At 76.6% G+C, this 12,698-nt stretch carries 10 protein-coding genes; 6 read left to right on the top strand and 4 right to left on the bottom strand.

The window, feature by feature from the left end:
• Positions 1-11: 11 nt before the first annotated feature.
• The 3 genes from GA0070603_RS02175 to GA0070603_RS32310 are packed head-to-tail and all read right to left on the bottom strand — an operon-like array spanning position 12 to position 4,312.
• Positions 12-1,040, bottom strand: coding sequence for a nitronate monooxygenase (locus GA0070603_RS02175; protein ID WP_244282355.1), 1,029 nt, complete (start codon positions 1,038-1,040; stop codon positions 12-14).
• Positions 1,041-1,072: 32 nt separating this feature from the next.
• Positions 1,073-1,495, bottom strand: coding sequence for a glutaredoxin domain-containing protein (locus tag GA0070603_RS02170; protein ID WP_244282354.1), 423 nt, complete (start codon positions 1,493-1,495; stop codon positions 1,073-1,075).
• Between the two features lie 24 nt (positions 1,496-1,519).
• Positions 1,520-4,312, bottom strand: coding sequence for an FAD-binding and (Fe-S)-binding domain-containing protein (locus tag GA0070603_RS32310; protein WP_091306281.1), 2,793 nt, complete (start codon positions 4,310-4,312; stop codon positions 1,520-1,522).
• 189 nt (positions 4,313-4,501) lie between these two features.
• Between GA0070603_RS32310 and GA0070603_RS02160 the strand changes: the two genes are divergently transcribed.
• The 6 genes from GA0070603_RS02160 (at position 4,502) to GA0070603_RS02135 (ending at position 12,089) form a co-directional block, all read left to right on the top strand.
• Complete coding sequence (locus tag GA0070603_RS02160) at positions 4,502-5,353, top strand: S1 family peptidase (RefSeq protein WP_091306278.1); 852 nt, start codon at positions 4,502-4,504, stop codon at positions 5,351-5,353.
• Between the two features lie 265 nt (positions 5,354-5,618).
• Positions 5,619-8,201 carry a class III lanthionine synthetase LanKC gene (gene lanKC, locus GA0070603_RS02155; protein ID WP_091306275.1) on the top strand — a complete coding sequence of 861 codons (2,583 nt, stop codon included), beginning with the start codon at positions 5,619-5,621 and terminating at the stop codon, positions 8,199-8,201.
• A gap of 73 nt (positions 8,202-8,274) precedes the next feature.
• On the top strand, positions 8,275-8,394 hold the full coding sequence (locus GA0070603_RS02150; RefSeq protein WP_088961894.1) for a SapB/AmfS family lanthipeptide: 120 nt from the start codon (positions 8,275-8,277) through the stop codon (positions 8,392-8,394).
• Between the two features lie 63 nt (positions 8,395-8,457).
• Positions 8,458-8,577, top strand: a complete 120-nt coding sequence (locus tag GA0070603_RS02145) for a SapB/AmfS family lanthipeptide (protein ID WP_091306273.1) — start codon at positions 8,458-8,460, stop codon at positions 8,575-8,577.
• Positions 8,578-8,640: 63 nt separating this feature from the next.
• A complete protein-coding gene (locus GA0070603_RS02140) occupies positions 8,641-10,308 on the top strand; it encodes an ABC transporter ATP-binding protein (RefSeq protein WP_091306270.1) in 1,668 nt (555 codons plus the stop codon).
• The gene (locus GA0070603_RS02135) at positions 10,305-12,089 is read left to right on the top strand and encodes an ATP-binding cassette domain-containing protein (protein WP_091306268.1); all 1,785 of its coding nucleotides are present in this window, start codon (positions 10,305-10,307) and stop codon (positions 12,087-12,089) included. Before GA0070603_RS02140 ends, GA0070603_RS02135 begins: the two co-directional genes overlap by 4 nt.
• On the opposite strand, the gene GA0070603_RS02130 is transcribed toward GA0070603_RS02135, so the two are convergent.
• Positions 12,019-12,627, bottom strand: coding sequence for a response regulator transcription factor (locus GA0070603_RS02130; RefSeq protein WP_091306265.1), 609 nt, complete (start codon positions 12,625-12,627; stop codon positions 12,019-12,021). The two genes, GA0070603_RS02135 and GA0070603_RS02130, sit on opposite strands and share 71 nt — an antisense overlap.
• Positions 12,628-12,698 lie beyond the last annotated feature (71 nt).

Here is a 12,698-nt window from a genome sequence, read left to right as displayed (position 1 = left end):
GGCCGTGCGGGTCAGAGCGTGCGGGTCAGGTCCGCGAGGATGTCGGCGGCCGGAGCGGCCCGGGCGCCGCGCCAGCCGGTGCCGGCCCACAGGTGCAGGCGGTCGGCGTCCCCGGCCCCGGCGGCGGCGACGCGCAGCGGCCGGGTCAGGTGGTGCAGCGCGGGGTAGCCCAGCGGGGCCGCCGCCTCGTGCCGGTCGATGAAGTCGTTGCGCAGCCCGCGCGCAGGGCGGCCGGTGAAGGCGCGGGTGACCACGGTCCGGTCGCGTGCCGGGTCAGCGAGGGCATCGCGGTGGGTCCGGCCGGCGCCGCTCTCGTCCGCACGCAGCAGCAGCGTGCCGACCAGCACGCCGGCGGCGCCGGCGGCGAGCGCCGCCCGGACGTCCGAGGGGCCGCCGACGCCCCCCGCGCCCAGCACGGGCAGGCCGGTCTCGGCGACCAGCGCGAGCAGGTCGGGCAGCGGGCGGAGCGGCGGCGGGGCGTCCGGCGTGAAGGTGCCGAGGTGCCCGCCGGCGGCCCCGCTCTGCGCGACCAGCCCGTCCACCCCGAGGTCGGCCGCGGCCGCCGCCTCGGCCGGGTCGGTGACGGTGACCAGCACCCGGCTGCCGGCGCGCCGCAGGTCCCGGACCACCGCCTCCGGGGGCAGGCCGAACGTGAAGCTGACCACCGGCACCGGGTCGGCGAGCAGCAGGTCGAGCTTCGCCGCCCAGTGGTCGTCGTCCTCCGTGCGGGGGGCGGCCGCCAGGTCCAGGCCGTAGGGCGCGCCCTCGGCGGCGATGCGGGTGGCGTAGCGGCGGAACTCCGCCTCCGCCACCGGCACCGGGGTGGGCACGAAGACGTTCACCCCGAACGGCCGGCCGCTGCCGCGCAGGTCGGCGACCTCCGCCGCCACCGCCTCCGGCGTCTTGTAGCCGGCGGCCAGGAACGCGAACGCCCCGGCCGCGCCCACCGCCGTCGCCAGCCCGGTGGTGGTCGGCCCGCCGGCCATCGGCGCCGCGACCACCGGCACATCCACCCCGAGCAGTTCCCGTATCCCGTCCACGGCACCAGTCTGCCGGTCCACCGCCCGCTCCGTCAGGACGGCAGGCGGTCGCGCAACCAGCCCGGCTCCGGGTTCACCACGGCCTCGTCGCCCAGCACCACGGTCGGGACCGTCTCGTCGCCTCCGGTGACCGCCCGGACCGCCGCCGCCCCGTCCGGGTCGCGCCAGATGTTCACCCAGTGCGCCCGGCCGGCCCGGCGACCCAGGCGGAGTCGCAGGCGCAGGCAGTAGCGGCAGCCGGGTCGCCAGTAGACCACCGGCCGGCCGTCACGGGCGCTGCGCTCCCGCGCCTCGGCGGCGGGCAGCGATCGCGGGAACGCCAGCGGCGAGAAGAGCGCCGCCACCACCACGAAGACCAGGAACTCGACGGCCCCCACCACCGGGGTGGCCGCGCTGCGCGCGGCGAGCGCCCCGACCACCAGCATCAGACCGGCCATCCACCAGTTGCGCAGCACGTCGTGGGATGCTACCCGCCGCCGTCAGGCGGTCGCGTCGGCCAGCAGTTCGAGCAGGTGACGGTACGGCTGCCCGGTGGCCCGGGCCATGCCGATCTCGCAGGTGCGGTTGACCGAGGCGTACCCGTCGAAGGAGCGGGCGGTTACGGCGGCGGCCTCGGCGCGGGTGGCCGACGCGGTCAGCTCGGGGTGCAGCAGCCCCCGGTCGCCCGCGAAGCCGCAGCACTGCCAGCCGTCCGGCACCACCACCTCGTCGGCGACGGCGCGGGCCACGGCGAGCAGGGCGTCGTCCAGCCCGAGCCGGGTGGACGAGCAGGTCGGGTGCAGCGCGAGGGAGCCGAGCCGGCGGCGCACGGTGAGCCGGGGCAGCAACTCGGTGGCCGCGTACGCGACGGCGTCGACCACGCGCAGGTCGCCGGCCCCGGCGAGCAGCTTCGCGAAGCCCTCGGTGCAGGAGGCGGCGTCACTGACCAGCGGCAGCGCGCCGTCGCGGCTGGCCGCGAGCAGCGCCGGCGGCACCCGGTCGCGCACCGCCTCGTAGCCGGACGTGAGGCCCTCCGAGGACCAGGGCGTGCCGCAGCACATGCTGCCGATCCCCTCGGGCACGAGCAGGCGTACGCCGGCCCGGTCGGCGAGGGTGAGCAGGGCGGCGGCCACGCCGGAGCCGCCCTCGGCGGGCGCGAACAGGGTGCCGAGGCAGGACGGGACGAAGACGGCGTCCGGCTCGTCGGCGGGGCGGGGGCGGCGCGGCCGGCCGCCCCGGGGCAGGTCACGCCGCCACTGCGGCACCCGGTCGGCGCCGAGGACCGCGCGAGCGGCCCGGGTGGCGGCCTCGGGCAGCGCGGGCGGCAGCGCGCCGGCCAGGTCGAGCCCGCGGGCCATGCCCCGGGTGGTGGCGCCCCAGCCGCGGGCGGCGCCCCGCCAGCCGGCCTGCGCCACCCCGCCGGTGCGGTCGGCCCGCAGCCGCCGCACCAGGTCGCCGGTGTTGATGAGGACGGGGCAGGCGGTGGCGCACATGCCGTCCACGGCGCACGTGTCCACCGCGTCGTAGTCGTACGCCTTCTCCAGCTCGCGGGCCAGGGCCGGGTTCCCGTCGGCGCGGGCGGCGGCGATCTCCCGGCGCAGCACGATCCGCTGCCGCGGGGTGGTGGTGAGGTCGCGGCTCGGGCAGACCGGCTCGCAGTAGCCGCACTCGACGCAGCGGTCCACCTCCTCCTCCACGGTCGGCACGGTCTTCAGGTGCCGCATGTGGATCTCCGGGTCGTCGCTGAGCAGCACGCCCGGGTTGAGCACGCCGTCCGGGTCGCACAGCGTCTTGACCTCGCGCATCACCGCGTACAGCTCGTCGCCGAACTGGCGGCGCACGTACGGGGCCATGACCCGGCCGGTGCCGTGCTCGGCCTTGAGCGTGCCGCCGTGGCCGAGGACCAGGTCGACCATCTCCTCGGTGAAGTCCGCGTAGCGGGCCGGGGCCGCGCCGTCGGCGAACCGCTCGTTGAGCATGAAGTGCAGGTTGCCGTCCTTGGCGTGGCCGAAGATGACGCTCTCCTCGTACCGGTGCCTGTCGAAGAGGTCGGCGAGCGCGGCGCAGGTGCCGGCGAGTGCCTCGACCGGGACGGCGATGTCCTCCAGCAGCGCGGTGGTGCCGGACGGGCGGGCGCCGGCCACCGCCGCGTACAGGCCCTTGCGGATGTGCCAGAGCGCGGCGCGGGCGGCGGCCTCGCCGCTGAGCCGGGCCGGGGTGGTCAGCGGCAGGTCGGCCAGGACCAGCCGGGCGGCGGCGACCCGCTCGGCCAGCGCCTCCGGGTCGGACTCCTGCCACTCGACCAGCAGCGCCGCGTGGTCGCGCACCGGCAGGCCGCGCAGCGCGGCGTCCGCCCGCGGGTCCCGCTGCGCCACCCGCAGGGCGGCCGCGTCGAGCAGCTCGATCGCCGCCGGCCCGGCGGCCACCAGCGCCGGCATGGCGGCCATCGCCGCGCCCAGGGTGTCGAAGACCAGCAGGCCGGTCGCGGCGTGCCGGTGCACGGGTACGGTGCGGAACGTCGCCGCCGCGACGAAGGCGAGGGTGCCCTCGCTGCCCACGACGAGGCGGGTCAGCAGGTCGGCGGGCTCGTCGTGGTCGAGGAAGGCGTTCACCCCGTACCCCATGGTGTTCTTCATGGCGTACTGGGCGCGGACCCGGCGCACCGAGTCGGGGTTGCCGCGGACCCGGTCGCGCAGCCGCAGCAGGCCGGCGTGCAGTTCCGGCTCGGCGGCGCGCAGCCGGGCGTCGGCGTCGGGGGCGCCGGTGTCGAGCACGGTGCCGCTGGGCAGCACCAGCAGCAGCGACTCCAGGGTGCGGTAGGTGTTGAACTCGGTGCCGCAGGTCATCCCGCTGGAGTTGTTGGCGACCACCCCGCCGACGGTGCAGGCGGACTCGCTGGCGGGGTCGGGGCCGAGCTTGCGGCCGTACGGGGCGAGCCGCGCGTTGACCTGCCGCAGCACCACCCCGGGCTGCACCCGCACCCGCCGGCCCTCGTCGAGGACGTCGAGGTCGCGGAAGTGCCGCCGGGTGTCGACAAGCAGCCGGTCGGTGACCGCCTGGCCGCTGAGGCTGGTGCCGCCGGAGCGGAACGTCAGCGGGGTGCCGGTGCGGCGGCTGTGCCGCAGCAGGGCGGCGACCTGGTCGGCGTCGGCCGGCGTGACCACGGCGCTCGGGTGCAGCAGGTAGTGCGACGCGTCGTGGGCCAGCCGGAGCCGGTCCGCGGCCCGGGTGGTCACCCCGCCGGGCACCACCGCCTCCAGTCCGTCCCGCGCGTCGCCGCTCAGTTCGACCATGGTCGCCGCACCTCCCGCGGCCCACCCTAGTCAGGAGCGGACGGCGCGCCGCCGGCCCCTTGCCCCGGCATCGACCCGGGTGGATACTCGCCGCTACAGCGTTCGTCGCGGTCGAGCCCCGAACCGACCCCGGCGACACGGCATGGACGCCGACGCAACCGGCGGCCTTCACCGTCCGAGGAGAAGACCGTGAGAATCCGCCGACTCACCCCCCTGCTCGCCGCGACCGTCGGCCTGGTGGCCGCCGGCGCCTTCGCCGTTCCCGGCGCCGCGTCGGCCGCACCGAGCTTCACCGCCGACCAGCTGGCCCGCGCCGACGCCGCCGTCGCGGCCTCCGGCGTGCAGGGCATCGCCTGGCGTGTGGACGCCGGTTCCGGCCGCGTCGTGGTGACCGCCGACGACAGCGTCTCCGCCGCCGAGGTCGCCACCATCAAGAGGAAGGCCGGCACGGAGGCGGGCGCCATCCGGGTCGACCGGGCCCGCGGCACCTTCCGCCCGCTGCTGTCGGCCGGCAACGCCATCTACGGCGGCGGCTACCGCTGCTCGCTCGGGTTCAACGTGGTGAAGTCGAACGTCTACTACTTCCTCACCGCCGGGCACTGCGGCAACGTCGCCAAGACCTGGTACACCGACTCGGGGCTCAAGACCCTGATCGGCCCGACCATCAGCTCCAGCTTCCCGGGCAACGACTACGCCCTGGTCCGCTACGACAACGCCGCGCTCAGCCACCCGGGCGGCTACACCGCCGCGAACGCCGTCGTGGGTGAGTCGGTGAAGCGGACCGGGTCGACCACCGGCACCCACAGCGGCACGGTGACCGCGTTGAACGTGACGGTCCGCTACCAGGGCGGCGGCACGGTCCGGGGCATGATCCAGACCACCGTCTGCGCCGAGCCGGGCGACTCGGGCGGCCCGCTCTACGACGGCACCAAGGCGCTGGGCATCACCTCCGGCGGCAGCGGTGACTGCCGCACCGGCGGCACCACCTTCTACCAGCCGGTCACCGAGGCGGCGAGCGCGTACGGCGTGACCGTCTACTGAGAACGACGCGGCCGGCAGTCGCCCGGCCGCACCGGCGACACCAGAGGACCCGCACCGGCCCGGCCGGTGCGGGTCCTCGCTCGTTCCGGCGGCACCGGCGGCCGACGCCCGCACTGGTGGCGCCGCATTCGCGATTTCAAACTCCGCCGTTGTCACGATTTCGGGGTGTGAAAATCACGCGCCGGTCATGACTCATCACACTTTGCCCACCCCTCCGCCGTCCGCAGGATTGACCTCACCCGATCAGCCGGTGGAGGCAGACGACATGGACGAACGGTACGACTCGTACTGCGCGGTCGATCCGCTGTTCTACGACTCGCTCGCCAGCTCGGACGTCGAGGCCCCCGGCTACGCGGCGGACCGGCCGCCGGCGCCCGGCTGGAAGCGCGAGGTCAAGGACGACTGGCTGGTCCACGGTCCGGTCGCCGGCTCGCTCCCCTCCCAGGGCTGGAAGATCCACGTGTCGGCCCGGCTGGACAACGCCGAGCGGGTGCTGGCCCGGGTGATGGACTACTGCGAGCCCCGCGGCATCCCGTTCAAGCACCTGCGCGGTCCGCGGATGCTGCTCATGCGCAACAGCAAGTACGCCCGCCGGGCCGCCAGCGGCAAGTTCATCACCGTCTACCCCCGCGACGACGCGGAGCTGGAGCTGACCGCCAAGGAGCTGGCCGCGCTGCTCGACGGCGAGACCGGGCCGTACATCCTGAGCGACCTGCGGTACGGCGACGGCCCGGTGTACCTGCGCTACGGCGGTTTCGCCGCCCGGTACTGCATCTCGGCGGAGGGCCAGGTGGTGCCGGCCGTCGAGGACGCCTCCGGCACCCTGGTGCCCGACCGGCGCGACCCGGTCTTCCACGTGCCGGACTGGGTGACCCTGCCCGACTTCCTCGCCCCGCACCTGGCCGCCCGGAACGCCGCGACCACCACCGACCTGCCCTACCGGATCGAGAAGGTCATCCACTTCTCCAACGGCGGCGGTCTCTACGAGGCGCGGGACACCCGCACCGGGGACCGGGTGGTGCTCAAGGAGGCCCGCCCGCACGCCGGGCTGGACGCCACGGGCGCGGACGCGGTGACCCGGCTGCGCCGGGAGGCCGAGACGCTGCGCCGGCTCGCCGGGGTGCCGCACCTGGTACGCGTGCACGACGAGTTCAGCTTCGGCGGGCACGAGTTCCTGGCGCTGACGTTCGTCGAGGGCCGCCCCCTGAACCGGCTGGTGGTGGAGCGCTACCCGCTGGTCCATCTCGACGCCGACCGGGAGGCGTACACCCGGTGGGCCCTCGACCTGCACCGGCAGGTCGCCGAGGCGGTGGACGCCATCCACGCCCACGGCGTGGTCTACGGCGACCTGCACATGTTCAACATCATGGTGGGCGACGACGGGGACGTCACGCTCGTCGACTTCGAGGTCGCGACCCCCGCCGCGGCGGCCGCCCGGCCGGCACTGCGCAACCAGGCCTTCGCCGCGCCCCGCGACCGGACCGGCTTCGACGTGGACCGGTACGCCCTGGCCTGCCTGCGGCTGGCCCTCTTCCTGCCGCTGACCGCGATGCTCCGGCTGGCGCCGGAGAAGGCGGCCCACCTGGCCGAGGTGGTGGCGGAGCACTTCCCCGTCCCCCGCGAGCTGCTCGACGAGTCGGTCGCCGTGATCCTCGGCGAGGCCGCCACCGGAACCGGCCACACGCCCGGCCACCCGGTCGGGCCGCGTACCGACCCGGAGGACTGGCCGGCACTGCGGGACCGGCTCGCCGCCGCGATCGGCGCGAGCGCCACCCCGCACCGCGACGACCGGCTCTTCCCCGGCGACATCCGGCAGTTCGCCGGCGCCGACGGCGGGCTGAACCTGGCCCACGGCGCGGCCGGGGTGCTCTGGGCGCTGCACACCAGCGGCGCCGGCACCGACCCCGGGCACGAGCGGTGGCTCATCGACCGGGTGCGGGAACCCGCGTCGGGCAGCCGGCTCGGCTTCTACGACGGGCTGCACGGCGTCGCGTACGTGCTGGACCTGCTCGGGCACCACGGCGAGGCGCTGCGGCTGCTGGACCGCTGCCTCGACGAGCCGTGGACCGAGCTGGGCGACGACCTCATGAGCGGCCTGTCCGGCATCGCGCTCAACCTGGCCCACTTCGCCGGGCGCACCGGCGACCGGCGGTACGCCGACGCCGCCCGGCGAGCGGTCGACGTGGTCGTCGGCCGGCTCGGCGACGTGGAGTCGGTCGCCGAGGTCAGCGGTGGCCGCCACCCGCACGCCGGACTGCTCCGGGGTGGCGCCGGCACCGCGCTGATGCTGCTGCGGATGTACGAGCTGGACCACGACGAGAGCCTCCTCGACCACGCCGAGACGGCGCTGCGGCAGGACCTGCGCCGGTGCGTCCGGCGCGACGCCGGCCACCTGGAGGTCAACGAGGGCTGGCGGACCATGCCCTACCTGGGCGAGGGCAGCGTGGGCATCGGCCTGGTGCTCGACCAGTACCTGCGCCTCCGCGGCGGCGAGGACCTCCGCGGCGCGGCCGAGGACATCCGCCGCTGCGCCGACTTCCCGTTCTACGCCCAGTCCGGGCTGTTCGCCGGCCGCGCCGGGATCGTCACGTACCTGGCCGGGCGAGGTGAGCGGGAACCGGCTCGCCGGCAGGCCCGGCTGCTGAGCTGGCACGCCCTGCCGTACCGGGACGGGATCGCCTTCCCCGGCGAGCAGCTGCTGCGGCTGTCCATGGACCTGGCCACCGGCACCGCCGGCGTGCTGAGCGCCCTCGCGGCGACCCGGCCGGCGAGCCCGGGCCGGCTGCCGTTCCTCACGCCACTGCCCGGCGCGGCACCCGCCCGGCCCACCCCACCGGCCGGCGACTGACCGGCCCCACCAGCTCCCCGGGGGTCACCCCGGGGCGGTCCGACCCGACGCGCACGGAAGGAGGTGACACGACATGGCCCTGCTCGACCTCCAGGGGATGGAGCTGCCGGCCGCCGAGCGTACCGGCGGTGGCAGCCAGGCGAGCCTGCTGCTCTGCGGCGACAGCTCGCTGAGCATCACCACCTGCAAGTGACCCGGCCGTCCATCCACGACGACCACGACCCGACACACCCGTCACGACAGAAGGAGAAGGATCATGGCTCTGCTCGACCTCCAGGCGATGGAACTGCCGACCACCGAGAACTACGGCGGGGGCAGCCAGGCGAGCCTGCTGCTCTGCGGCGACAGCTCGCTGAGCCTCACCACCTGCCACTGACGGACAGTTCGCCTGGCCCCGGGCCGGCTCACGCCGGTCCGGGGCCGCGCCCGTGGAGGTGCCATGACCCCGGCCGACCGGCTCCTGTGGCGCGCCGTCGGGTCCGCCGGCTGGTGGACCCCGGCGCTGCTCGTGGCCACCGTGGCCGGGGCGGCGGCCGAGCTGGCGCTGCCCGCGGCGCTGGGCCGCGCGGTCGACGCCGCCGTGGGCGCCACCGGCGGGGAGTCCGCCGGCCGCTGGCTCGCCGCGGTGGGCGGGCTGGTCGTCCTGCTGGTCGGCGCGGGCGTGGTAAGGGACTACGGCACCGGCGCGGCGAGCGCCCGTTCCGTCGCCGGCCTGCGCCACGCGCTGATCCGCCACATCCTCGCGCTCGATCCCCGCACGGCGGCCCGCCACCCGGTGGGCGACCTGGTCGGTCGCCTGGTGGGCCAGGTGGCCGACGCCGGGCAGGCCGCACCGACCCTCGTCCTGGCCGGCACCGTCCTGCTGCCGCCGGTCGGCAGCCTGGTGGCTCTCACGCTGATCGATCCCTGGCTCGGCGCGACATTCGTCGTCGGGCTGCTGCTGCTGGGTGTGCTGCTGCGCGGGTTCGTCGCCGACGCGTCCGCGGCGGTCGCCGGCTACCAGCGGGCCCAGGGACACCTGGCCGGGCTGATGGTGGAGGCGCTGGCCGGCGCGCGGACCATCGCCGCCGCCGGCACCGCCGGACGGGAGGTCGACCGCGTGCTGACCCCGGTCGCGGAGCTGCGGCGGCACGGCACGCGGACGTGGACCGTGCTGGCCGGGGCCGCGACCCGGGGCGCCGTGCTCAGCCCGACGCTGCAACTGGCGGTGGTCGCGGTGGGCGGGCTCGCCCTGGCCGCCGGCCGGCTGACGCCGGGAGACCTGCTGGCCGCCCTCCAGTACGCCGCGCTCGGCGCCGGCCTCGGCACCGTGGTCAGCGCCCTCAACAAGGCCGTCCGGGTACGCGCCGGCTGCCGCCGCGCGGCCGAGGTGCTCACCGAACCTGCCCGCCGGTACGGCGACCGGACCCTGCCGCCCGGTCCCGGCTGCCTGGAGCTGCGCGGGGTCGGCGTGCGGGCCGACGACGGCCGGCCGCTGCTCGACGGGGTGGACCTGCGGGTGCCGGGGGGCGCCCTGCTCGCCGTCGTGGGCGCGTCCGGCGCCGGCAAGTCGCTGCTCGCCGCCGTCGCCGGCCGGCTGCGCGACCCGGACGCCGGGGAGGTGCTGCTGGACGGGACGCCGCTGCCCGACCTGTCGGCGGCGGCCCTGCACGCGGCGGTCGGCTACGGGTTCGAAAGGCCCGTGCTGGTCGGCGAGACGGTGGGCGCCGCGGTCGGCTGCGGCGCCGACCCGGTGCCGGTGGCCCGGGCGGCGGCCATCCACGACTTCGTCGAGCGGCTGCCCGACCGGTACGGCACGCCGCTGGCCGAGGTCGCCATGTCGGGCGGGGAACGCCAGCGGCTCGGTCTCGCCCGCGCGCTACGGGCCCAGCGGCTGCTCGTCCTGGACGACGCCACGTCCAGCCTGGACACGGTGACCGAGTACCGGGTGAACCGGGCGCTCACCGACCGGGCGGACCGGCGTACCCGGGTGGTGGTGAGCCACCGGGTCGGCACTGCCGCCCGGGCCGACCTGGTGGCCTGGGTGGCGGCCGGACGGATCCGCGCGGTCGGCCCGCACGCCGTGCTCTGGGACGACCCGGCCTACCGGGCGGTGTTCCGCTCGTGACCACTGTCGGTGCGGTGACCCGGGCCGCGCTGCGGGCACGGCGGGCCGCGCTCGTGCGGCTGGCGGCGTGGTCGGCGGCCGAGGCGCTGCCGGCGGCGCTCACCGGGCTGCTCACCGCCCGGGCCGTGGACGCCGGCTTCCTGGCCGGGCGTCCGGCGGTCGGGCTGCTCTGGCTGGGGCTGCTGGCCGCCGCCGTGCTGGTCGGCGCCGTGGGCACGAACCGGGCGTACGCGTGCCTCGGCGACGTGGTCGAGCCGTTCCGCGACGACCTGCTGCGCCGGGTGGTGGCCGGCGCGCTGGCGGGCGCGACGGGCGGCCGGGTCGACGACGCGGCGGTGGGCCGCCTGACCCACCAGGTGGAGATCGTCCGGGACACCTGGGCCGGCCTCCTGACGGTGGTCCGCGGTTTCCTGTTCGCCGCGTGCGCCGCGATCGTCGGGCTGTTCTCCCTCGCCGCCCCGGTCGCCCTGCTGGTCACCGTGCCGGTGCTGGCCGGTCTCGGGCTGTTCGCGGCCGCCGTGCCCGCGATGATCGCCCGCCAGCGGGAGTACGTGCTCGCCGACGAACGCCTCACCCGGGTCGCGGTCACGGCGGTCACCGGCCACCGCGACGTGTCGGTGAGCGGCGCGCGGGAGCAGGTCACGCGCTGGGTGGGCCGGCACGTCGACGCGCAGGCGCGGGTGGAGCGACGGCTCGCCGCCATGGCGGTCACCCGTGGCCTCAGCCTGGCCGTGGGTGGCTGGCTGCCGGTGCCGGTGGTCGTGCTCGCCACCCCGTGGCTGGTCCGGCAGGGCCTCGGGCCGGGCGCGGTGCTGGGCGCCCTGGTCTACGTCGTGCGGGGGGTGCAACCCGCCCTGCACACCCTCGTCCAGGGCGTGGCCGCCGGCGGGCTGCGGTTCACCGTGACCCTGGACCGGCTCCTGCGGACGGCCGTCCCGGCGCCCGGCGGGGCCGCGCCGGCCGGCGGGGCGCGGCCCGCGCCACCGGGCCGGACGGCGCTGTCCCTGCGGGGCGTGACGTTCCGGTACGGGCCGCACGCCGACCCGGTGCTCGACGGCTTCGACCTCGACGTGCCCGACGGCGACCACCTCGTGGTGGTCGGCGCCAGCGGGATCGGCAAGTCCACCCTGGCCGCGCTGATCGCCGGGGTGCTGCGTCCGCAGGCCGGCACGGTGGAGGTGGGCGGAACCCCGGTGGCCGGCGCGACGGCCGCCGAGCTGGCGCGGCGGCGGGTGCTGATCCCGCAGGAGGCGTACGTCTTCACCGGCAGCGTCCGGGACAACCTCCGCTACCTGCGGCCCGACCTGGCGGACCCGGCGATCGTCCGGGCGGCGGCCCGGCTGGGCCTGTCGGAGCTGGTGGACCGGCTCGGCGGGCTGGACGCGACGCTGCGCCCGGCCGGCCTGTCCGCCGGGGAGCGCCAGCAGGTGGCGCTGCTGCGCGCCTGGCTCTCCCCCGCGCCCCTGGTGATCCTCGACGAGGCCACCTGCCACCTCGACCCGGCCACCGAGGCGCGGCTGGAGGCGGCGTTCGCCGAACGACCCGGCACGCTCGTGATCATCGCGCACCGGGTCAGTTCGGCGCTGCGCGCCCGCCGCGTGCTGCTGCTCGACGGCGGGCACGCGATGCTCGACAGCCACCCGGGGCTGCTGGCCCGGTCGGCCGCGTACCGGGAGCTGGTGGGTTACTGGGAGGCCGGTGCGGAGCCGGTCAGATCCAGCCCGACTCCCGGGCGATCCGCACCGCTTCCAACCGGGTCCGCGCGCCGGTCTTCGCCATGACCCGCGAGAGGTGGTTGCGGACCGTCCCCGCCGACACGGCCAGCTTCTCGGCGATGTCCCGGACCGGATGCCCCTCGGCCGCCACGTCGAGGACCTCCCGCTCGCGGGGCGTCAGGGGGCTGTCGGCCACCTCCAGCGCCGCGACCACCAGCTCCGGATCGAGCACCACCTGACCGCGGGCGAGCAGCCGCACGCCCTCGGCGATCCGCTGCGGTGGCACCTCCCGGCTGAGGAAGCCGACCCGTCGCCCGTGCTCGGCGAGCACCGGGCGGACCCGGGCGGCGCGGCGCCGCTCCACCAGGACCAGCAGCCGCCCGCCGCCGTCGGGGTCGCCGGCGGCGATCCGGGCGAGCTGGTGCAGGGGTACGAGGTCGGCGTCGACGACTGCGACGTCCGGACGGTCGTCCCGCAGCGCCTCACGCAGCGCGTGCATCGTGGCGGCCTCGCCGACGACATCGATGTCGCCCTCGGCGTCGAGCAGATGGGCGAGGGCCCCCCGAACCAGTCGACCCTTGAGCGCGAGCAGCGTGCGGACCATGGCGACTCCCGGACATGACCCCCCGATCCTGACCTGACGTGTGCGCCCGATGACGCACCGTCAGGAACTTA

It is taken from the genome of Micromonospora chersina (genome assembly GCF_900091475.1).
Classification (GTDB): Bacteria; Actinomycetota; Actinomycetes; order Mycobacteriales; family Micromonosporaceae; genus Micromonospora; species Micromonospora chersina.
Note: the sequence above shows the minus strand (reverse complement) of the source record. Positions and strands in the feature narration are given on the sequence as shown.